Source organism: Fictibacillus phosphorivorans, assembly GCF_001629705.1.
In the GTDB taxonomy this organism is placed as follows: Bacteria; Bacillota; Bacilli; order Bacillales; family Fictibacillaceae; genus Fictibacillus; species Fictibacillus phosphorivorans_A.
Genome location: NZ_CP015378.1, coordinates 2330876 through 2351872 on the forward strand (window position 1 = coordinate 2330876; position 20997 = coordinate 2351872).

A 20997-nucleotide genomic window follows, 5' to 3' on the forward strand; every position below is an offset into this window, starting at 1 on the left:
TTTTCCCTTATGTAAGAGAAAAATTTACAATTACTTTAAAATTTATTGATGTCATATGTTTTACAATTAAATAGTAAAAAAAGCTTATTAGACAGCAGGTGTAATATATGATAAAAGTACTACATAAACCTTTATTTTATGTTAAATATTTAATGGACCAACAAAAAGTCTTTTATTCTCAATCTAAGAAGTTCTACAGTTTTCTAAATTTAATTGATGAAAAACAAATAGCTACATACTTTCAACCGATTCTTTGTTTAAAGACAGGTAAAACAATAGGTTTTGAGATTCTCAATCGACCTCTAAAATCAAAAGCTTTTAAAAACGTTGAATTGTTCTACGAATTCATCGGGAAGAGCGGACAGTTATACTGGATTGAAAAGTTCTTAAGAAGAATCTCTTTAAAGCGGCATTTTAACCAAGTGAAAAAAAAGCCAGAATTTAGGGATCAGATGATTTTTATTAACATCATGCCACAAGTATTGGCTGATCCTTCATATCGAACAGGTGACACGCTAGAATTACTGAATCTCTATGGTTTTTTACCTGAGCAAATCGTTTTAGAGTTAACTGAGAAAGAAGCGGTAACTGATTACGATCAATTTATTAAAGCGATTGAACATTACAAAAAACAAGGCTTTCGTTTAGCCGTTGATGATACGGGCTCTGGATATAACAGCTTAAAAACGTTGATCAAGCTTAAACCTGATTTTATCAAACTGGATAAATCGCTAATTCGGGACATTCATTCAGAAGATTCACAAAAACTCTTAGTAGAACTACTCTTGAATTATGCGAAGAGTTCGGGCACCCAAGTGATTGCTGAAGGGATAGAAACACAAAAAGAACTTTCCATGCTTCAAAAAATGAGTGTTGATTTTGGGCAAGGATATCAATTAGGAAGGCCGGAGCAAGAGCTTTTTTCAGGTACCCTAATATAAGTACAAATAGACGTTGAGGAGTTGAGGAAGTTGAATACTTCAGTAGGGAAAATACTAGAAACCGCTCCTTTCGTTCATCCTGAAACGAGAGGTAGCGAGATTGATCAGATGTTTAAAGACGATTCAGAGCTTGAAGGCATCGTGGTAACGAACGGAAAAATACCAATAGGACTCGTAACACGCTCCCACTTTTATCAGAAGTTAGGAACGTTGTATGGATTTAACGTATTCATTGGCAGACCCGTAAAATTGATCATGAATATGGAACCATTAATCGTTGATAGTTCTATGCCGCTATCTGAGGTCAGTACATTAGCCATGAAGCGGAAGAAAGAACAATTATATGACTTTGTGATAATAACTAAAGAAGCTGCGTTTCAAGGAATTGTTAGCATAAAGAATTTACTTATCCAACTTGCAGACGTCCAATCAATGATGGCTAGGTATTTAAATCCTTTAACCGGATTACCTGGTAATAAAATGATCGATCAAAAGCTTATCGAGATCTTATCCGATATGCCGTTCTCGTTGTTGTATTTAGATCTCGATTTTTTTAAGACCTATAATGATACGTATGGATTTCATGAAGGTGATCGTCTCATCCAAGAAACCGCCTCTATCATAAAAGAAGCGATCTTTCACCATAAGGATTCTTTTGTGGGGCATATAGGTGGAGATGACTTTATGTGTATTCTAAACCACTATGAATATAGCGAGCTCTGTAAAACTATCATTACAAGATTTAATGACTCAATCCCTACGTTTTATAAAGAGGAAGATTGGTTAAGAGGCTTTATTCATAATGAAAACAGGAATGGGATTAAAGAACATATCCCTTTAGTTTCCTTATCCATTGCGGTAGTAACGAATGAAAAACAAGAATTCAATTCGATAGGTGAAATTATTAATGTGGCTACTTTTTTAAAAAAGAAATGTAAGCAGTTACAATCAAGTGTCTTTTTAAGCAACAGTGATTTACTAAAAAACTAAAGAATTGGAGTTAACAGTATCTTTTCTTCCATTTGTAAGATGAAGATTCTATATAGTTTATGATTAAGTTTCATTCGGATGTGATGTGGGATAGTTAACATCCCTCTCTTTCCTATGATTCTCTTCTTAGGTTTATTTTGATTTTTACTAATCATAATATTTTCACCATCAACCAAGAATTGTACCGCTTGACCACTTTGAAGGCTAAATTCTTCTCGCCAAACTGCAGGTAGATAAAAATAGCCTTTCTCATTACAATACTTCTTATTGATTTCTATTTTCATATGCATCACCTATATGTTTTTATAGGTATCATTATAGTTTCTTTCCATTGCTCTACTGTTAAGCAATTGTTAAGAAAGTTTATTTTTAGTACAATCTTTTGATCAAGTACGATTAAAGTCCCTTATCTATCGCACAATCCGCCTCTATGCGTATCCACATTCTTCCCTCTTCCACGTTATTGGAATACCAACCGTCACGGACTTACTATTGCTAAACCATCCTTCTCAAAGTGTAAGTTAAATCATGTCTGCCGATATATTCTATGCATAATTAATTTACAGAAGGATGTTGAACCGTGAAAATCAAATGGAAGCTTCCCATCATTATCAGTTTGCTCGTATTTTTTACCTGTACTGTTGGTGTCTATTCTGCGTTAGTCTTAGGTTCTTTCACAGAAACGAACAATAAACTGAAAAACATGATGGAAATACAAAAGACCATAATAAATGTACAGTACCGTCTTGCTGGGATTTCAAATGATGAAAGGGGATTATTGATCACAGACGATGAAAGTTTCGCTGAGAGTATGAGCGAAAAAGCAAAAGAGATAGAAGAAAACTTTCGATATTTAAAAACACTTGATCCTTCTCAAGAAGAAACTGAGAAACTAAAACAAATCGAAGAAAGCTTCGTGTTGTATTGGGAAACGAATCAGACCGTAATCACGCTTCAACAAAGTGATCCAAAAAAAGCGAGTGAACTTCATTTTGGCGAAGAGCGGAGTTTACGTAAAGAAGTTCTCGATCCTGCGGTAAATGAATTAGTAGATACACTAAATAAAGACGTAGAAAGATTAAAAATCGATATCCAACAGAGTGCAAACTTGAACAGAGTCATGATATTAAGCGTAACCGCTGTTGCGTCTGTAATTGGTATCATTCTTTCTGTTATGCTTTTAGTCTCTATATTACGACCGTTAAAGCTTTTAACCCAACAGATGAAAGAGATAGCTGAAGGTCAAGGAGATTTAACAAAGATCATCGATATAAAAAACAAAGATGAGTTTGGCGAGCTCGGCATATCGTTCAACCGTTTCATCTCTACGCTTCGGACACTCTTTAATCAGATTAGAGAGTCCTCTCTTCAGGTAGCGAGTTCCTCAGAAGAGTTCTCTGCAAGTGCTGAGGAGACGAAAGTTACTTCAGAACTCATCTCTAGTTGGATGCAAACGATCGCGACAAGTGCAGCTGACCAATCGTCCATGACAACGACAAGTCTTCAGTCTGTCAGCGAGTCTTTAACAGCCATTCAAACGATCACAGAAAACTCATCAAAAGTGGCTGATATCGCTGTTTCCATGAAAGATAGAGCGGAAAGTGGAGAGAGATCGGTAAACCATGTTTTGGATCAGATGACGACGATTCAAGAGTCTGTAGAAGTAACGAGGATCGGATTTGATAACCTTCAAAAAGAGATTGGGGAGATCAATACCATCACCTCACTGATCAATGAGATCGCTGAACAGACCAACCTACTTGCGTTAAACGCAGCAATCGAGGCTGCTCGAGCAGGTGAACATGGAAGAGGGTTCGCGGTTGTAGCAGATGAGGTAAGAATTTTAGCAGAAAGGTCCAATCAGTCTGCGAATCAGATCCGAACGGTGGTAGATAAGATTATCACGGATACGACGAACACGGTAGAAACGATAGGTAATGTGAAAACCGATGTAACGTCTGGTATCGGAATTTCTAAGACGGCAGCATCAGAGATTTCAGAAATCACAAGATATATCGATCAAGTGTCATCTCAGATACAAGAGATCGCTGCTACGACCGAAGAGTTAAGTTCAGGTTTTGAGAATGTTCATGACGCCGTGAGCGGAATCGCACATGCTGCGAGTACCACTTCAAATAACACGACTGAGATCGCAGCCGCATCACAAGAACAACTTGCCTCGATGGAAGAAGTGAAAGGTGCTGCATCATCTCTTACTGTTGTAGCAGATGAACTTCAAGATCTAATCGGTAAGTTTAGAATTTAGGATATATGAAGAAGTTAAAGAACTCGAGAAACCACTCGAGTTCTTTTTTAGGAGTTTAATTTGCTTGTAGTTTCATGAGCGCACCATAATATTGAGATGCGGTCGCAAATGAGATATACGCAATAAGCTCACTGATTTCTTCATCCGTAAAGTGTTGTGAAAGCACACCAAATATAGAATCAGGTATGTTCCCTTTTTGTTTGTTAAACACTTCCGCAAATCCAACTGCAACTGAGATCTTCTCATTAAACGTATAAGGATCTGGCTTTCCTTTGGCTTTACAGTACTCACATCCGTTTTCTTGTGCCAACGTTCTTCTAACTTGTTCTTTGAGATGAGAAGATAATCTACCCTCTCTTTCTAACATGTCTCCTAATTTAGTCCATCGCTCTAAAATGCCCTCATTGTGTCCTAAAAGTCTTTGAAATGCGGTACCACCCTTTGTGGATTCTATTATTCTTGCCATTCTTGATTCCTCCTTATAAACTTAATGATACCGTTCTATATTTATAAAACCCATTAAATACGAAACTCTTTTTAATCTATTTTATTCTGAATTTAATGTATATTGAGAGGAATTCTTTAAATATGAAAATGGACGCTGTAGATAAAAAAATCATAGAGGAATTAACAAGAAATAGTCGTTTATCGATGAGTGAACTCGGAAGAAGGATCAACCTGTCTTCCCCCTCTGTTACAGAAAGGGTTCGACAGATGGAGTCCTTTGGTATCATAAAAAAATATACGTTAGCTGTGGATTACCAAAGGATGGGACAACCTATTCAATGTATCGTTGAAGCTACTATTAAGAACGGAGATTATCAAGCATTCAAAAGGCATATAGAGAACCTACCGAATGTAGATTTTTGTTATCGCATTGCGGGAAACGCTTGTTTTATGCTCAAAATGCAATTTGAAACCTTTCAAAAAGCAGAAGAATTTATTGATAGTATTAATCCTATTGCTCACACGGTCACACACTTCATCTTCTCAGAAATATCTACTGAAATTAAGCTAGAATAATAGGAAGAATGTGTAGATTGCCTGCGATATGGTGAGGTGCCTTCATCTATCATTCTTTGAAGAGCCAAATCTACTTCCTTGGCTTTTCTTCCCTACATTAAAAACTATTTTTCAATAGTCCAAAAAAATGGTACTAACTGAACCTCTTGAAAGCGATAAAATATACAACTTATTCGTCACAATCATTATATAAACTATTATTGGAGGCGGTACATTTGTCAAAGCAGATATTATTTTGGGAAAAACAACAAACAACAGGGTCTGAATATCTCGAGTTATCGTATCAGAATCAAACCATCCAAGTCGAAAGTACCGTTCTTTTTATGGAGAATAGTGTTCCGCAAAGAGTTCTTTACAGAATTCTTTTAAATAAAATTTGGGGGGTCAAGCATTTATACATCATTAACCACACTCTTGGCAAGACACTATCCCTCTCAACAGCTGGAGATGGACGTTGGTTTAATGATGATGGGGATGAGATACATATGCTTAACGGAGCGTTGGATGTTGATATCTCGTGTACGCCTTTTACCAATTCCTTACCGATCAATCGCCTAAAGTGGACACCAGATGAACCTAAACTGTTTGAGATGGTTTACATCTCCGCTCAAGACCTTTCGGTAAAGAAGGTAAAACAGATGTATACACTGAAACATCATCAAGAAGATAATAGAACATTCCATTATAGAAGTGCCACTTTTGAATCACCCGTTATTGTCGATAAGAATGGGTTTGTTCTAGAGTACCCTGAACTATTCATAAGGAGATTCTAGATTAAAAACAGAGCTTGTTGCACTTCACAACAAGCTCTGTTCATTTAACTATTTTTACATTTTGTTCCTGTAAAAAGCGAGTTACAGTTTATTTTGGAGCCAATATGATCCTCTCATCTTTTTGTTCAATTATGATTTGAAATGTATCATAGGCCAATTTCTGCCTTAACTCGTAAGGGATGGTAAGAAATCCTTTATTAGAGATTATTTGTTTATATTCTCTTGTTAGTGTCTTATCAATGACAAGGATAGAGTCTTGGTAACAATAAATCCCTACTTCTAAACCACTACGAATATTAAACTCTTCTCTCCAGATAACCGGTATGTAAAGGTACCCTTTCTTATTCTCGTAGGTCTTTTTTGTGTAAATCATACTTTATTTCACTACAGCAATGAATGGGCATTCTTAATCAAAAGTCTACATAGTTAAAAGTAAGACTAAATCACCTTTACAATAAGATAAAAAAACACTCCGAAAAAAGAAGTGTCTATAGTCTTTACCGTATTCCTTTATAAAAGTTGTACTCTTCGACGTTTTCTATGCAATTCATTCTCTTTCCTATTAATAATCCAAGGTCTAAAAATGCATTAGCTTTTGCGGTAATAAAGTTCTTATCTTCAACTACCGATTTATTTACAAAAAGCCCTTCTGGATAAGGAGCAGAAGGAGATGAGGTCGTATATGTACGTCCTTCTAATAGCCCTGCACGACTTAATAACGAAACGCCTTCACCTATCGCTGCTATTGGTATCTGCTCACTATTAAAATCTTTCAATAGCTTCACAAAGTAAGGGCTTAAAGGTCCTAAGAAATCTCCACCAGGAAGAATCAACATCTCATACTCCCAAGGTCGTATATTCTTCATTTTAATAGTAGGTTGTATAAGTAATCCACAATCGGATTTAACTTGACCCGTAACTTGAGTAAATACATGGAGATCGAACCTTTTCTTTAAAACAGATAAGGTGACGCTCACTTCAAATTCTTTAAAATCCGGTTAAACATATAATAAAACACTCTTTTTCATTATGAATGTCCAATCTATGAATAAACTACCATAAAAATGGCGTTTATAGATTGTATCATCTGTAAAACCATTTCGTTATTGGGAAAATAGTCTTAGGTTTATAGTATTAAAATACCCTTAGCATTTATAATTTTCCCAAGTTAACCGGTATAGATACTCAAGAATCCCTTAGCCCCTCTATTTATTTTTTAATGCTAATCATACGATATAAAAATGCCTAACTCCACTAGAGTTAGGCATTCGATATTTGACCGATTCTTTTTTTATTCTTTTTGCTCTTACGTGCTTTTTTGTCTGCCAATAGTCCGTTTAATAGACTTTAAAAACTTCTCATCTTATAAACACCCCGTTTTATTTTCGTTAGAGAATTAACTTCTCTCCGATATAATAGGATGGTTTCATTAACATTGTTTGTATTTATTTTAGTAATAGACTTGTTAATAAGAAAATCCTTCCTTGATCGTTGCTTTATTTATACTACCCCTCCTTACGAGTATGTTTGCCCCTTGTCTAAAGTTTACAAAATACGTATAGATTCATTTTCAACTGCCTGTCACTAAATTTAACAAAATATACATATATTGGTGAATTGTTTGTGAACAATGTAAACAATCGTATACATTATGCAAAGGATACATTACATTTGGGGTATCAAACAAAAGGAGATAAATGGTAATGTTGTGTAATTCTGTTCGCGAGTTAAGAGCAAGGTTTCGTCTCACTCAGCAAGAACTAGCAGATCGTGTAGGTGTTACAAGGCAAACAATCGGCCTCATTGAAAAGGGAGATTATGCACCTTCTATAACACTGACACTAAAAATTTCATATGTATTCGGGGTTCCAGTCGAGGAAATATTCCGTTTAAAAGGAGAGAGATAGTCATGTTAAAGCAGATGTATCAATCACCATTGTTTAATTCCTTCCTTATTTTATGTTTTGGTCTGATCATGATCGGTGAGCATTATCCCGAACACGTTCCCTCTTGGATCATTATTGATCCTATGGTACTTGGTATCCCTATTCTCATTATTATAGGTGTGATCCCTTTCTATAATAAAAGAAATCCTCACGACGCTGTTAAAGCTAGTATTATTCCAATGGAGCTTCGTGAAGAAGATGAAGGAATGCAGTGGATAACCTTTAAAGCAACACGTAAAGTTTATATTTTTTATGCTTTTGCCATTCCAATAGGTATAACTTTAACTGCCTATTTAAATCATATCACCTACTTCCCTATTATTCTCTTCGTTGTAATGGGTATTTTGCAATACATCATATATTGGACTTCTATGCATAAATACAAATAGAGGAGAGTTTAAATGGATACACAGTTTATCATTTCAATAATTATTCTGATTACTCTATTGGAAGTATTTGCCGTATTACTCTTTATAAAATATATACAGGGAAAGATAGACGAGAACCCATTCATTACCCTTCTCAAAAAAGAATGTTCCATACTCTTTTATACTTTTTTTGGATGGAGAAACAGACAGGGAAATAGTAATGCTAAACTCTTTCATTATCATAAAGGTTCTTTATATTTTTGGTTATTAATCGCACTTCTTCACGAGCAGGTTATTGAGGCAATCGTATTTCATATTTATCTAAAAGATACAGATCCCCTTAGAGCTGATATCCTACTTATACTCCACGTTTACAGTATTCTTTATATGATCGGAGATTATAATTGGGTAAGAAATTCTCCAATAAAGATAATTAAAAGAAGAGTCCATATGAAAATTGGTGCGAGAAGATCGTTAATATTTCATGTTAAAGATGTTAAGACTGTAAAACCAAGTAGCATTCAGTACACGAAAAACGGAATGATGATCCGTGAGAAGAATGTCTTTCATGTATCCGCTCTTCCGAGAGTTCTTACCAGGATTTTTGGTGTAACGGATGAATTAAAATATGAGATTATATTCAAAGAGCCAATACAAGCAAGAGGGTACTTTGGTCAAAAAAAGGCAGTTAATAAAGCTCTAATCTACATGGATGAGCCTCAAAACTTTATCAAAGCTTTAGAAGCTGAAATCGAAGAATATAAAAATCATGATGAAACAGAAGCTGATCTCTTTACAAGTAATTTTAAAGAGACAAAAGAACCCCTAATTAATTGGAAGACTTACTTTATCTTACTTTTCTTGAATGTCCTAGGGGCATTAGCCATTTCTCCATATGCTATAGCCAGAGAACAGCTACATGAAGTGCTCGGTTTAACGAAATGGACATTCACTATGCTTTATATTGCACAGATACTTATGGAAGCGGGCATATTTTTATTCCTATCTCTTTTGATTGGAAAAAAAGTCGGTATAAAGATTCCGGTTATTGAGTCGCTTTTCAATAAAGGAAGCGGCGTAAAAAATCTTGGAAAGAAAATCTATCAATCAGCCTTTTATGGGGTATTGACGGGCATAGTCATAATTGTCTTCAGCTTGATAGTGTCTGAGCCACTAGGGGTCGATAATTCTTCCATCAAAGAACCTGTGTGGTGGCTTGGCGTATTAGGGTCATTTGGCGCAGCAGTTAATGAAGAGTCGATCTTTCGTCTTTTTATTGTAACGTTCGTTCTATGGTTATTTCTAAAAATAAAAAAAGGGGAAAGAACACGATTACATATGTTTCTTGCCATAAGCTTCTCTGCTCTTATTTTCGGGGTTATGCACTATAGTATGGCTTCATCTAATTTTGAAATGACGATAGGAATTTTTGTCAGTATGCTAATCATTAATGGAATAGGCGGCCTCGTGTTTGGTGCGTTATTTCTTTATGTTGGACTTGAATTTGCAATAATAGCCCACTTCACTGCAGACATCACACTTCATGTTATCGGTCCATTTTTGGTAAAGGTACTTTAAATTTGGTCTATGTATGTCTAAATGTACTTTTATTATAGTTCATCATTTCTTAGAGTATTCGAGCTGTCTGTCAGGGGATGTAAAGGAACTTACCCCATCATTATTATTGTGCTTCTTTTGCTCTTAAACATAACGCTGAAGCATATTGTGTGAATAAATAAAAGTCCCAGGCAACCGCCGAGGACTCTTATTAAATGATTTGCCATCCATGCTATTCATGCTTTTGCCATAAACACTCCGATATTCTCAGCTCTGAAAATTCAGCTGTAAAGCTAGATTGTTCAGGGCTACACGCATAAATCCCAACATTTACAGTGTGATCTGCAGCGAACAGATGAAAGATTCGCATTTGCTTATAGTGTATACCGTCATAGGAACACTCGATGCAAAAATCACTTTCACGTCGGCTTAATCTGTAATACATGTGTTTTTGTTTTGCAGGAATATCAGTGGTTGCCCAATCCGAATACCCGTTGTTTGTAACAACACTACCAAGACGTTGAAAGTCTTCATTCTCATATTCAATAGAAGCTTTGAACCAGTTATCACTTGATTGATAGATTATGACGCCACATTGGTCAAAACGTCTTTTAGAATTAAAGTCGGTGCGTACGGTGAATGTAAAGTACTTGTCTTCAACAGGTAAAAGTAACGCCGGAGCATTACCATTTTGAAAACCATAATACGTTCGTTGCCATAAATCCGTATGCGGCTCTGTTGTAATGGATATATGGTTATCTCCAATATCAAACGTAGTAGGTTTTGATAACCATCTATTATTTTCTCCAATAAAATTCATTTGCTACCTCCATTATTATCAGGTTTATTAGATGAGCAGGATCTAACACCAAGCAGTTTCTTTAAAACCCCGTGGTGAAAATACTCTTTCATTTAATGATTTTAATAAAAATCACAATAAATTATCCATTCCTGTTTATCTTGATTGTAGAAGAAATAAAAACTACCACTATCTACGATGTTGAACTGCGCCTTTTCATCAGAACTTATTTGAAAGACGAAAGGATATTCTTCTCCGAAGAATACAACACTTTGAGTAAATGATGGATATCCACCGACCTTATGCGTCGGGTAAACCTCTTCCACTATATCATCGTAATATTCCGCACCCTCTTCACTTTCAAGTTGCACTATTGCTTCTTCAATATCTGGTTGAAAACTACAAGAATCTTCCCAAGCAGGCGCATCGTTATCAATGTACACTGGGGATAGTGGAAAAGCTTTGATCTTAGTAGATTGCTTGTTTACCTTCTCTAGCTCATCTAAATTCGTATAACACATTATCTTAAAATATGGAGCTAGGTTATCACGCTTCATATGATTGAATACATCAAAATCCATATAGATGGTTATTAACTGATAGTTCGTCAATTCTTTCGGCACAAAAGGTAATGTAGTTAAAAATAAGGTACAGATAGGATCAAAATTCAATGGTATAGCTTCTTCTTTTCTCCCCCATAAAACTTTACCGATCCAACTTTCTCCTAATTCTTCTGTTGGTCTGAACCCACCTGTTTGAAAGATTGTAGCTTGTTTAAATAATGCACGTTTAATCTGAGCAATGTTCAATTGAATCACTCCTAACATGAGTTCATGATTCTATGTAAAAAGCACTAATCTTACTTGAATTAAATCCGGTTGAGAAAAGAATTGAAGCAGTGTTGTGGTTTATTCTTATCTTTGAAAACTTTACAAACTCAAATCTACTATTACTCCATAATGATCACTGGGATGAACTTGTTGCGCTGGAGATACGACGTTTGCGAATAGTTCTATGTTTAGGAGCTTTGGTTCTTTCTTCGGATAACATGATCTTAATAGTATCCAATCATACCTTACAGGGACTCTTATATGGTTTAAGTTCTCTCTATTCAACAACCAGCTATTACTTTCAAAGTCCAAGGTTGGGGATCTATCCGACTGAGCTAAATCTATCCAACTTGTATCATATGATTCGATAGATAGTTCACCAACTAAAAAATTATAGATACTTGATAGATTGGGTGTACTATTAAAATCACCACAAAGAAACTCATAGTCAGTATTTTTACTTTCCGAGATCCATTTCACTACCTCTACAATTTCTTTTTCTCTTTCAAATGCACTTTTCCAATATAGATGGACATTTGTTAAACCAATTGTGAATCCGTTTGTTCTTACAATAACCCTCATTGAACAATTATTTAAGACATCATTCTCACTCATTACCTCTTCTATGGGATATTTCGATAGAACGGCGAGTCCTTCTTCATCACCTGGATAACTCTTAAAAGAGTATTGGTCTATTCCAACTTGTTTTAAAATATATTCAAGTTCTTCAAGATTGGGTACTTCTTGAAGAGCGATGATGTCTGCATTTATTCTCCTGATTTCCTTAATGATCATTTCTTTTCTTAACGCCCAAGTCTCGTTATTATTCCAAACATTAAATGTAGCTACTTTCATGTAACTCACTACCTTTTACCTTTATTTAATTTACTAATCAAGTTTCTCCAGTAATACCACGCGTTTAGATATTCCTCAAAATCATTGGGATGATGTTTGATACAAGTACCTAACCTAAGATATAACCCAATCATCACTTTTTCATATAAATGTGATGTGTTTTTGCCTTTGTTATTCTCAAATTGATTAACTGCTGAATCTATCGTTTCTTTTGTTAAATCATCCGGGGAAGAACAAAAAGCATAGATGAGATCGTAAATAGGATCTCCTATTACAGGGGTTGGATCGATTACACCACAAAGCTTCCCGTCATTAAAGATGAAATTATGTACTCCAAAATCCCCATGTAATAAGAAAGGTTCTTTTTCCGTACTAACCTTTGGAACTAGATTCAGTATGTAGTCATAATCCCCTTTATCTAATCGTGAATCAATAATCTTATTTGCTTCCATGATATTATTCATAAGAAAACTCTCCCAAGAATCTGTCGGTTGATCCGCCCATCCCCAACCTATGTTTTCAGAAGTCGTTTTATAGTTGTTTAATAATCCTTGCACAAGTGTCGTGAGCATTTCTTTCTTATTTCCTCTAATGTAATCTGTAGAACCGTTTATAAACGAATAAACGATATAGTCATAAGATTCTTCAACGAATATAAGGTTTGGTAACAGATTTAATTCCTTATAATGAATAAGGAAATTTGCTTCTGATTCAACAACTTGTGCTTCATTGATCTTAACCACATATTTTTTCTCATCTATGTAAAGGAGGTACAGTTCACTTACAGTTCCACCACTCAATTGTTTATATTCGGTCGGTTCATGATCGATAATATTGTTTAAGTGAAGTTCCTCAATAATTTCTTCAATGTTCCTCATTGTTTCTACCTGCTTTCAATAATGGCTACTTTTGTTTGCTGTAAGGGGATGAACATTTTTATGTTTTTAAGAAATCAAAAGATACGTCGAATAGAAGAAATATACTAAAATGAGCCTTCTATTCCTCGCCTGTTTCTTAATGATAAATAATTACAATTATTTCAAATCAAAGGAAACAGTGCAATTATTTATTTAAAGAATGATAGATCAATATCTTCATATATCCAATATAAGCCACTGTTCCTAAAGAAATAGGCGGCTTATTATAGTTTCCATCTAATGTTTTTTAATCAACCTTAAATGATAGATTGATTGCTTTTCGTTTGACCGTTTACCATACTGAGATAGATCTTCCGTAACTCCAACTTCTTTCGGACGAGCTGCTTGATCTCAAACGGTAGGAGCTGAGCAATCATCTTACCGAATGGTCTTCCAATATCTTTGTGGTTCCAGTTCGCGATCGGTTTTCCCTGATGATCAAACACTTGAATCCTTGCATTGTTCCGGTCTGCTACATAGATGTTTTCTTCATCATCACTACTGATTCCATGGGGAAGGTTAAATTCTCCTAAATGCTTACCTAACTTGTTGACTTGCCACTCTAACTTTCCGTCACGGTTGAACTTTGCTATCCGGTGGTTTCTGTAACCATCCGCAACCACAAAAGAACCTTCCTTTAAGACTGTGAGATCTGTAGGTCGAGCGAATACACACATGTTTAGTCATAAACATCAAATAAAAAAACACTCAGGAAAAATGAGCGTTTTCATATAATTTCTTAAGATTTAGGTTACATCTATAACTGATTAGTTTGAAAGTATTCTTACATGCATCCCTCTTGAAGCTTTCTCATATGCCTCGTTACTCATGACCCTTACATGTTCAGATAGTTCTGATACTGGTTTTAATTCATAATTATTCCCTACCTATTGCCTTACAGTTCATTAAAAAAGGCACTTCTCCTTCTGGAAGAAATGCACTCAATTTTTTCATTTTACAGACCTCGTAGACGTAATACTAATTTTCAACCTCTGACCCTAAAGATCATTTGAAAGCATCAAGAGCTACCTTTGCAGCTTCTGCTATAAGTTCATTCTCATAGGTGGCATTCTGGGTATCACGGCTAGATAGGATGGCAATGATGATGGGTTCTCTATTCGGCGGCCAAACGATAGCAATATCGTTTCGCGTCCCATAGTCTCCTGCTCCTGTTTTATCGCCTACCTCCCACCCCTTAGGTACAGCCGCGCGAATCAGTTCGTCTCCAGTAGTATTTCTCTGCAGCCAATCTGTTAGAATCTCACGTTTATCATTCGGAAGTTCATCATCGACTGTAAAACTCTTTAGGTTGGTGGCGAGTGCTCTTGCTGTACTCGTATCACGGATGTCTCCTGGAATGGCACTGTTCAAATCAGTCTCGTAACGATCAGCCTTGGTAACATTATCACCCATCTCCCTCAGTGCTTTTTCGAAGCCATTGGGTCCGCCTAGTTCCTTCAATAGAAGGTTTCCAGCTGTATTATCGCTGTATCGTATAGCCGCATCACAGATCTCTCTAAGGGTCATTCCGGTATCTACATGTTGCTCGGTGATTGGTGAATAAGTAACTAAGTCATCTTTTGTGTAGGTGATAACCTCATTAAGTTCGTCAATCGACTTTTGCTGTAGAATTAGCCCTGAGGCCAGAGCCTTAAAGGTAGATGTGTAAGCGAACCGTTCATCAGGTCTATAGGTCACTGTTCGGTTTGTATGGGTGTCAATGGCATATAAGCCGAGTCGAGCATCGAACTTTTTCTCAAGCTGCATGAACTTTTTTGCAGTCTTAAGACTTGAACTTTTTGTTTGCTCTACTTTTTCTTTTGCTTCGGCCGGTTTTAATCGATCTCCAAAGACGCTTAAACTAATAAGACACAAACTTAATAGTCCTACACTCATCCATATTTTGAGCATGCCTACCCTTTTCAAGATCATCAATCCTCTCATCTCAAATTTTTGATGTTAGTTGGTACAAAATCTAATGAATCTAAATTTTGATTCTATCAACTTGATAACATAATAAACACGGATGAAAGATGGAATTTACATAATTTATTTATGTTAAAATTTTTAATATTCAGAATATACACATGTCAAGTAAAGCAATTAGTAAAGTATGACTCCAAATACTAAACTTATTATTATTAAAAGCCAAAATTTCATAACAATAATCTCTCTCAGTCATACTTCATATTAAGCTCCTTAGAGAAATGCACCCAATTGTTTAATAGTGGTTTAAAATGCTTTTTATTAAGCGGAACAACATTCTTGGAATAAAAGTTAAGATGTTCCATAACAACTCAAATAATAATTCACTCCTAGTTTCCCTGATTATACCTCTAATAGATCTCCTGTATCTGCCTTTGCTCATTTTCATACTTTCTCCTACTACATATGTTATTTTCTTAATGTCTTTACGTTCAACTCTAGTGCGTTTGAAGCAGTACTTTATAGAAGCTTAAGCCAATCTATATTTTACAGTTAAACCCAATTATTCAATACTAATTTTAATCCGTTTTTCCATAAATTAGTTTTTTAGAGTAATACCTTATAAAATTCCAAAATAAAAAGCACTGTTACTATCATTTCGATTAACAGTGCTACTAAGTTAAAGCTTAAAAATTTTTTTTATTATTTATATGCGAAAGGAGGCTATTTTGGAGTTGCAATCCAGAAGATATGCACCCGATTGTGGAATAACCTTTAAAGGTATGATGCTATTTAACAATAAAATTATAAACATTTGTTTATTCTTCATCTCTGAATCAATCATTACTCCAACGATCACATTGGAGACATTATATTCCCACTTTCTTTAAAGGAATATAGATATTGCAGAATAAACCAGCATTAAACTCATAATTGCTCTAAATGACGTGTCATGTTTAGCAAAAAACTTTTTAAAGACTGAGCCAAAACCTGACCACAGAAGTAATGCCAACCATCCCACAAAAATAGCCAAAGCTAAATAAAGAATGATGAAGTTTACAGATTGATAAAAGGGTAAGATAAAAGCACTCATTACTGTTATGAAGAACAAAATGCTTTTGATATTCATGATTTGAAAGAAAAATCCAGATAAAAAAGAAGATTTTATTTTACTAGAATTCCCATTTTTCCCCTTGTCTAAAGCCACATGCCAAGCTAAATAGAGAAGATATACTGCTCCAGTTATCTTAAAATATGGCTCTACTAAAGGGATAAGATTATACAAACCTGTTGTAAAAACTCCACTTACAATACCAAGCATGGCAAACCCAGCTAAGATTCCACTACTAAATTGCCAAGATCCTACAAAACCCATTTTACGAGCTTCGTTCATCATTAAGATGTTACTAGGACCTGGTGTAATGGATGTAACAATAACATACGAAAGAAAGGCTAATACACTCACTTATACCACCATCATTTACTATTTTACTATTCAATATCCTTATTGTAAGATGATCCTAACTATAAATAAAATCGAAATTCGAAAAAGTAATATCATTTTTTTCGATACATCAGACATTAAGGGGAATTTTAATGGAAATTAGACATCTGTTAACGTTTCAAACTATCGTAGAAGGAGGAAGTTATACAAGAGCTGCTTCGAAGTTAGGGTATACTCAATCGACTATTACTTCACATATACAGGCGCTTGAACATGAAATTGGTGGGGAGCTTTTTTCGTATGTAAAAAGAAAGTTGACGCTCACCCATTTAGGAAGAGAACTAATACCTTTAGCGGAAGATTTACTTTCTACCCATGATCAGATTAAGAATATGCGAAGCTCCCAAGAAGTTAAGGGAGTATTAAGAGTTGCTGCACCAGAGTCTTTAACTATCTCAAGATTAAGTCCAATAATAAGAGAATATTCTACAAGATATCCTCATGTGAAATTAATATTAACTAATGGTACTTGTAGCCAAAACCAGGTTGATTTAATTAGTGGACGGGTAGATGTAGCTTTAATGGTTTATCCGGAATTAAAGCTTGAAAAATGTATTCATTATGTTTTATCTGAGGAGAAGATAGTCTTAGTAAGTAGTGTTGATGGTCCGGAGCATTTTGATGAGAATAAAATTGATACCACCAATCAATTTTTCATAACAAATGAAGAGGGCTGTAGTTATAGGACAATGTTTGAAAAGCATCTCATAAAACATGGTATGCATCACTTTCAAACGATGGAGTTGTGGAGTATAGAAGCAATCAAACAGACTGTCATGAGTGGGATTGGATTTTCAGTTTTGCCATATATTACAGTAAAAGAAGAAGTAGAGAACGGAAAACTGAAAATATTGGGTCATTCTGAAAAATTTGATCCAATCTATTCTCATTTGCTTGTAAAAAAGAAAAAATGGATGGCGCCACCAGTAGAAGTATTTGTTGAACTTGTTTTAAATTCAATTAATGAAATTGAAAAAGGAGAATTTTAACTGCATATTTAAAAAGCCAAATGCTTAAATTGAGGGTTTGGCTTTCTTTTTTTTATCAAATTTTGATTCTTAAACAAGAATTCATTTCACAAACTTGTACTGAAAGAAATCCTTCGCTGCTAACCTTTCAAAAATGTAACACCCTACTTTTAAATAGTTTATGTAGCAATTGTAGCAATCGCACCAATTGTTTCACTTTCATCCTTACTCCTAATCCATATGTCATTTTCTCACCTTAACCACTAGTGCTTCTTCAACTTCCTGTTGGTTTTTTAATAAATTCCACAAAAAAAGCGTTACCCTTTTTAAATCAACGCACCCGTTTGTTGAATAAACTAGCGCTAATAGATATATCTACAAGTCTCATATTCTCCATACATGATAATATGTTTAAATCTGTATCTGAATTCTCTCCATAAGTAATGACCTTTTCTCCTCTTCTATAGTTTCGGATCAGGTCGGAATCTCTAAAGGTCGCGTACGTTCCAAACTATCTCGCCTTTCTCGTCCTCCCACGTGCTATGGTGCCGCTTAAATCCTATTTTTTCTAGTACTCGGAAGGAAGCTACATTCCAAGCTCCAACAGTCGCCCAAAGCCTGTGGCGCCCGGTAGCAATCGCAGCGTCAAGGACCGCGGATGCTGCCTCGGTCGCATAACCTTTACCGTGAGCGCTGCGGAACAACTCATATGCGATCTCCGGTTCCTCAAGTGTGGAACGACCAATAATTAAGCCACAGTATCCGATGAAATCACCTTCGTCTCGGCGGCGAATAGTCAGAAGAGAAATGCCATTTTCTACTGCTTTCTTTCGCATCTCGTTAATCGAGCTACGGGTGGATTCAAGAGTTGCCATATCCACACCACGTTCGCCTTTTAGTTTTCTGATCCAGGGTGAATCTGATTCCTCCCACATATTCAGGTCAAGTCGTTTAGTTTTCAGCTGGAACGCCATAGGTTTAAAAGCTTTCAAAATGTAAACCTCCTATTTATGTCACCGCAATCATAATAGACTTAAAATACTGATGGCAAATACCATTAAATAAGTTATCTTATCAGGTTTTTCTTCATACAGAAACTGCCCTTTGCTTGTAGTTTCTTATAAATATTCTTTTAGCTTTTAATCATACCTTTCATTAATACTTTCGAATGCTTTCCTTATTACCTAATTCCACAATCCTGCCAATTTAGTAGCAAAGAGCGATCACCCTTAAATTAACTTAGTTACACAATAATTGACATTTAATTTGGAGCAGCTTTCGAAATAGGCATAGTTAGAAAAAGATGAACTACTAAAAATAATTGAAATAAGTAATGTTACAGAAAAAGTATTTTAAACCACAAAGGCTCTTTTAGGAATTGTTTAACCATAAATTTTATCCTCTGTATAACGGTATAACTCCCTTCAAAGCACTTTCGTTCCTAATGTAAAATATGATAATTTTTGAAAAGTAATACATATCTTTTACAATGGTTGTAACATATAAATTAACAGTGTGAAAAAAATAGTAATAAGTAAAAAAAAACGAAAGAAATAAACTCTAACAAAACTCCAAAACTACTAAAGAATCAGTTATCAAAATTATAACTATGATAATTAAATATATAAGCTCGAATTTCCTGCTCGTTTGTTCAATAAGTTTAATTTGCATAAAAAAGGCGTTAATCCTTCTTGGATCAACGCACCGGAGTGTTGAAAAAGATTAATAATATACTTTAAATATTATAAAATACAACGGAAAGTATATAACTCTTTAATTATAAAAGGCGTAAATCCCTAAATGACTAAAACATACCAAAATAAAATATGGAGAAATATAATCAGTTTTGTTTACATACATGAACTACATATCAATCTTCAACTAAATCAAAACTAACGTGTATATCACCGTCACCCACTGCTTGTGCAAATTTTTCTACGTCATCGATATAACCGAGTCGAGTGTAGCTAAAGGAACTTGAGATGCTTTCATAGAAGATTACCAAGCAATTGTCTCCATAAAGCATAATATCTCCCGCCTTAATATTTCCGGGTATCACAGATTCTGTCAGGAGTTTTTCTGAAAAGTAATAAAACTTTTCATTTCTATGAAGATCCTCCATAACTATACTTAAGGGAAGTTTTTCAATGAGTGCTCGTATTGTTTGGTTATCATATAGCCTTGTTGAGAATTCCTCGTCGCCAATAGTTATGTTTAGTTTTATAGTTTGTGAGGTTGACATTTCAGTCTCATCCCTTACTTGGTTATTTTCACTGCTTAGCATTTCCTTTGCATTAATCTCTTTTCTTTCTTTTGTTTCACTAGTGGAACAAGCAATCAGACCCAAGCTGATGGTAAATATGGCAAACATAAATAGAATTAACGCAATTTTCATTACGGATACTCGTTTCTTTTTAAAATATTTAAGTACGTTCAATACTTATCACCTTGTAATATTTAGATAACACGAAAACAGCAGGATTACTCCATACTGTTTTCAATTTTTTTAATAATTTTTGCAGGAACACCAGCAACAATAACTTTAGACGGTACATCCTTGGTAACAACAGCACCTGCGGCGACAATAGCACCATCACCAATGTTTACACCAGGAACAACTGTCGCGTTTGCTCCAATCCATACATTATTACCTATCACTATAGGTGCAGGATGCAACGTACTCCGTTTATTGGGATTAATATCGTGGTTAAGAGTAGCCAAAACAACATTGTGTCCAATAAGAGCGCCATCGCCAATTGTAATGCCGCCCTGATCTTGAAAACGACATCCCGAATTGATAAAAACATTCTTCCCGATTTTAATATTTTTACCACAGTCTGTATAAAAAGGAGGAAACATCGCAAATGTCTCATCCACGGGACTGTCAATTAAATCAGAAAACAATTTACGAATTTTTTCAGGGGGATGATAGCTTCCGTTGATCTGAGCAATTAGTTTAAGAGCATCCTGAGATACTTTATGCATCATTTGGTGTATTTCCGACCCCCCTTCAACAGTCTCACCACGGTTCAAATGTGCTAAAAAATCATGAATTCCCATTATCATTCTCCTTATTTTGTATATATTGGCTGAATAGATGAATATAACTAATTGACAATACGAGGTACTAGCTAGGTTTTAGGTATAAGCGAGAAGAAAACGGACCCCATTCTCCATAAGCTGTATGAATATCTGAATGGCATATGCCTGCATATTTTATTTCGATCAAAACATCATGTGAATCAAGGTATCTTCTTGTTATTTCAGCAACTCTAAACGCTTTGTCTGGACCATCAACAGCTATCGCTTTAGCAGTTATCATTATTAAAACCTC

22 protein-coding genes and 2 pseudogenes are annotated in these 20997 nt (G+C 35.2%); 9 read left to right on the forward strand and 15 right to left on the reverse strand.

The window, feature by feature from the left end:
* The first annotated feature begins 107 nt into the window (after positions 1–107).
* Both ABE65_RS11900 and ABE65_RS11905 read left to right on the forward strand, forming a co-directional pair.
* Positions 108–941 (forward strand): EAL domain-containing protein, encoded by an 834-nt coding sequence (locus ABE65_RS11900; protein ID WP_082861407.1) that lies wholly within the window; start codon positions 108–110, stop codon positions 939–941.
* A gap of 30 nt (positions 942–971) precedes the next feature.
* Complete coding sequence (locus tag ABE65_RS11905; RefSeq protein WP_066395133.1) at positions 972–1931, forward strand: GGDEF domain-containing protein; 960 nt, start codon at positions 972–974, stop codon at positions 1929–1931.
* Here ABE65_RS11905 and ABE65_RS11910 read toward each other — a convergent pair.
* The gene (locus tag ABE65_RS11910) at positions 1928–2215 is read right to left on the reverse strand and encodes a hypothetical protein (RefSeq protein ID WP_066395135.1); all 288 of its coding nucleotides are present in this window, start codon (positions 2213–2215) and stop codon (positions 1928–1930) included. The two genes, ABE65_RS11905 and ABE65_RS11910, sit on opposite strands and share 4 nt — an antisense overlap.
* Positions 2216–2511: 296 nt before the next feature.
* Here ABE65_RS11910 and ABE65_RS11915 point away from each other — a divergent pair, with 296 nt between their 5' ends.
* Positions 2512–4197 (forward strand): methyl-accepting chemotaxis protein, encoded by a 1686-nt coding sequence (locus ABE65_RS11915; RefSeq protein ID WP_066395137.1) that lies wholly within the window; start codon positions 2512–2514, stop codon positions 4195–4197.
* Between the two features lie 55 nt (positions 4198–4252).
* Here the strand turns inward: ABE65_RS11915 and ABE65_RS11920 are convergent, their stop codons facing one another.
* Positions 4253–4663, reverse strand: a complete 411-nt coding sequence (locus tag ABE65_RS11920; protein WP_066395138.1) for a carboxymuconolactone decarboxylase family protein — start codon at positions 4661–4663, stop codon at positions 4253–4255.
* Positions 4664–4785: 122 nt separating this feature from the next.
* On the opposite strand from ABE65_RS11920, the gene ABE65_RS11925 reads away from it, so the two are divergent.
* Positions 4786–5220: an Lrp/AsnC family transcriptional regulator gene (locus tag ABE65_RS11925; protein ID WP_066395140.1), complete on the forward strand. Its 435-nt coding sequence runs from the start codon at positions 4786–4788 to the stop codon at positions 5218–5220.
* 215 nt (positions 5221–5435) lie between these two features.
* Positions 5436–5993, forward strand: a complete 558-nt coding sequence (locus ABE65_RS11930; protein WP_066395142.1) for a putative glycolipid-binding domain-containing protein — start codon at positions 5436–5438, stop codon at positions 5991–5993.
* Between the two features lie 88 nt (positions 5994–6081).
* Here the strand turns inward: ABE65_RS11930 and ABE65_RS11935 are convergent, their stop codons facing one another.
* Positions 6082–6366: a hypothetical protein gene (locus ABE65_RS11935; RefSeq protein ID WP_066395144.1), complete on the reverse strand. Its 285-nt coding sequence runs from the start codon at positions 6364–6366 to the stop codon at positions 6082–6084.
* Positions 6367–6490: 124 nt separating this feature from the next.
* Positions 6491–6976 (reverse strand): annotated as a pseudogene (locus ABE65_RS11940) (DJ-1/PfpI family protein); the annotation flags it as partial.
* A 720-nt stretch (positions 6977–7696) separates the two neighbouring features.
* Between ABE65_RS11940 and ABE65_RS11945 the strand changes: the two are divergent.
* Genes ABE65_RS11945 through ABE65_RS11955 form a run of 3 tightly spaced genes read left to right on the forward strand, consistent with a single transcriptional unit; the run spans position 7697 to position 9885 of the window.
* The gene (locus tag ABE65_RS11945; RefSeq protein WP_066395149.1) at positions 7697–7900 is read left to right on the forward strand and encodes a helix-turn-helix transcriptional regulator; all 204 of its coding nucleotides are present in this window, start codon (positions 7697–7699) and stop codon (positions 7898–7900) included.
* Positions 7901–7902: 2 nt separating this feature from the next.
* The gene (locus ABE65_RS11950; protein ID WP_066395153.1) at positions 7903–8328 is read left to right on the forward strand and encodes a hypothetical protein; all 426 of its coding nucleotides are present in this window, start codon (positions 7903–7905) and stop codon (positions 8326–8328) included.
* 12 nt (positions 8329–8340) lie between these two features.
* Positions 8341–9885, forward strand: a complete 1545-nt coding sequence (locus ABE65_RS11955) for a CPBP family intramembrane glutamic endopeptidase (protein WP_066395155.1) — start codon at positions 8341–8343, stop codon at positions 9883–9885.
* 211 nt (positions 9886–10096) lie between these two features.
* On the opposite strand, the gene ABE65_RS11960 is transcribed toward ABE65_RS11955, so the two are convergent.
* From ABE65_RS11960 to ABE65_RS11990, 7 genes are all read right to left on the reverse strand, one after another.
* A complete protein-coding gene (locus ABE65_RS11960; protein WP_066395157.1) occupies positions 10097–10684 on the reverse strand; it encodes a DUF1349 domain-containing protein in 588 nt (195 codons plus the stop codon).
* 101 nt (positions 10685–10785) lie between these two features.
* A complete protein-coding gene (locus tag ABE65_RS11965) occupies positions 10786–11472 on the reverse strand; it encodes a DUF1963 domain-containing protein (protein ID WP_066395159.1) in 687 nt (228 codons plus the stop codon).
* Between the two features lie 120 nt (positions 11473–11592).
* Positions 11593–12348, reverse strand: coding sequence for an endonuclease/exonuclease/phosphatase family protein (locus ABE65_RS11970; protein WP_066395162.1), 756 nt, complete (start codon positions 12346–12348; stop codon positions 11593–11595).
* Positions 12349–12356: 8 nt separating this feature from the next.
* Entirely contained in the window at positions 12357–13226 is an 870-nt protein-coding gene (locus tag ABE65_RS11975) for an aminoglycoside phosphotransferase family protein (RefSeq protein WP_066395166.1), read from the reverse strand.
* A 296-nt stretch (positions 13227–13522) separates the two neighbouring features.
* Positions 13523–13942 (reverse strand): 6-bladed beta-propeller, encoded by a 420-nt coding sequence (locus tag ABE65_RS11980; protein WP_082861410.1) that lies wholly within the window; start codon positions 13940–13942, stop codon positions 13523–13525.
* 328 nt (positions 13943–14270) lie between these two features.
* On the reverse strand, positions 14271–15176 hold the full coding sequence (bla, locus tag ABE65_RS11985) for a class A beta-lactamase (RefSeq protein WP_419471052.1): 906 nt from the start codon (positions 15174–15176) through the stop codon (positions 14271–14273).
* A 901-nt stretch (positions 15177–16077) separates the two neighbouring features.
* Positions 16078–16656, reverse strand: a complete 579-nt coding sequence (locus tag ABE65_RS11990) for a LysE family transporter (protein ID WP_066395174.1) — start codon at positions 16654–16656, stop codon at positions 16078–16080.
* A 131-nt stretch (positions 16657–16787) separates the two neighbouring features.
* Between ABE65_RS11990 and ABE65_RS11995 the strand changes: the two genes are divergently transcribed.
* Complete coding sequence (locus ABE65_RS11995; protein ID WP_066395181.1) at positions 16788–17684, forward strand: LysR family transcriptional regulator; 897 nt, start codon at positions 16788–16790, stop codon at positions 17682–17684.
* Between the two features lie 467 nt (positions 17685–18151).
* Here the strand turns inward: ABE65_RS11995 and ABE65_RS12000 are convergent, their stop codons facing one another.
* The 4 genes and pseudogenes from ABE65_RS12000 to ABE65_RS12015 all read right to left on the reverse strand — a co-directional run.
* Positions 18152–18637, reverse strand: a complete 486-nt coding sequence (locus ABE65_RS12000; RefSeq protein WP_066400111.1) for a GNAT family N-acetyltransferase — start codon at positions 18635–18637, stop codon at positions 18152–18154.
* A gap of 896 nt (positions 18638–19533) precedes the next feature.
* Complete coding sequence (locus tag ABE65_RS12005; protein ID WP_197480298.1) at positions 19534–20100, reverse strand: cyclophilin-like fold protein; 567 nt, start codon at positions 20098–20100, stop codon at positions 19534–19536.
* Positions 20101–20144: 44 nt separating this feature from the next.
* Entirely contained in the window at positions 20145–20723 is a 579-nt protein-coding gene (locus ABE65_RS12010) for a DapH/DapD/GlmU-related protein (RefSeq protein WP_066395184.1), read from the reverse strand.
* 100 nt (positions 20724–20823) lie between these two features.
* Positions 20824–20985, reverse strand: a pseudogene (locus tag ABE65_RS12015) (alcohol dehydrogenase); the annotation flags it as partial.
* Positions 20986–20997 lie beyond the last annotated feature (12 nt).

What these genes read in the sequence shown, in the direction of transcription:
- ABE65_RS11900 (WP_082861407.1), top strand. Translation starts at nt 108, where the DNA reads ATGATAAAAGTACTACATAAACCTTTATTTTATGTTAAATATTTAATG.
- ABE65_RS11910 (WP_066395135.1), bottom strand. Translation starts at nt 2,215, where the DNA reads ATGAAAATAGAAATCAATAAGAAGTATTGTAATGAGAAAGGCTATTTT.
- ABE65_RS11920 (WP_066395138.1), bottom strand. Translation starts at nt 4,663, where the DNA reads ATGGCAAGAATAATAGAATCCACAAAGGGTGGTACCGCATTTCAAAGA.
- ABE65_RS11925 (WP_066395140.1), top strand. Translation starts at nt 4,786, where the DNA reads ATGAAAATGGACGCTGTAGATAAAAAAATCATAGAGGAATTAACAAGA.
- ABE65_RS11935 (WP_066395144.1), bottom strand. Translation starts at nt 6,366, where the DNA reads ATGATTTACACAAAAAAGACCTACGAGAATAAGAAAGGGTACCTTTAC.
- ABE65_RS11945 (WP_066395149.1), top strand. Translation starts at nt 7,697, where the DNA reads ATGTTGTGTAATTCTGTTCGCGAGTTAAGAGCAAGGTTTCGTCTCACT.
- ABE65_RS11950 (WP_066395153.1), top strand. Translation starts at nt 7,903, where the DNA reads ATGTTAAAGCAGATGTATCAATCACCATTGTTTAATTCCTTCCTTATT.
- ABE65_RS11955 (WP_066395155.1), top strand. Translation starts at nt 8,341, where the DNA reads ATGGATACACAGTTTATCATTTCAATAATTATTCTGATTACTCTATTG.
- ABE65_RS11960 (WP_066395157.1), bottom strand. Translation starts at nt 10,684, where the DNA reads ATGAATTTTATTGGAGAAAATAATAGATGGTTATCAAAACCTACTACG.
- ABE65_RS11970 (WP_066395162.1), bottom strand. Translation starts at nt 12,348, where the DNA reads ATGAAAGTAGCTACATTTAATGTTTGGAATAATAACGAGACTTGGGCG.
- ABE65_RS11975 (WP_066395166.1), bottom strand. Translation starts at nt 13,226, where the DNA reads ATGAGGAACATTGAAGAAATTATTGAGGAACTTCACTTAAACAATATT.
- ABE65_RS11980 (WP_082861410.1), bottom strand. Translation starts at nt 13,942, where the DNA reads ATGTGTGTATTCGCTCGACCTACAGATCTCACAGTCTTAAAGGAAGGT.
- bla (WP_419471052.1), bottom strand. Translation starts at nt 15,176, where the DNA reads ATGCTCAAAATATGGATGAGTGTAGGACTATTAAGTTTGTGTCTTATT.
- ABE65_RS11995 (WP_066395181.1), top strand. Translation starts at nt 16,788, where the DNA reads ATGGAAATTAGACATCTGTTAACGTTTCAAACTATCGTAGAAGGAGGA.
- ABE65_RS12000 (WP_066400111.1), bottom strand. Translation starts at nt 18,637, where the DNA reads ATGGCGTTCCAGCTGAAAACTAAACGACTTGACCTGAATATGTGGGAG.
- ABE65_RS12010 (WP_066395184.1), bottom strand. Translation starts at nt 20,723, where the DNA reads ATGGGAATTCATGATTTTTTAGCACATTTGAACCGTGGTGAGACTGTT.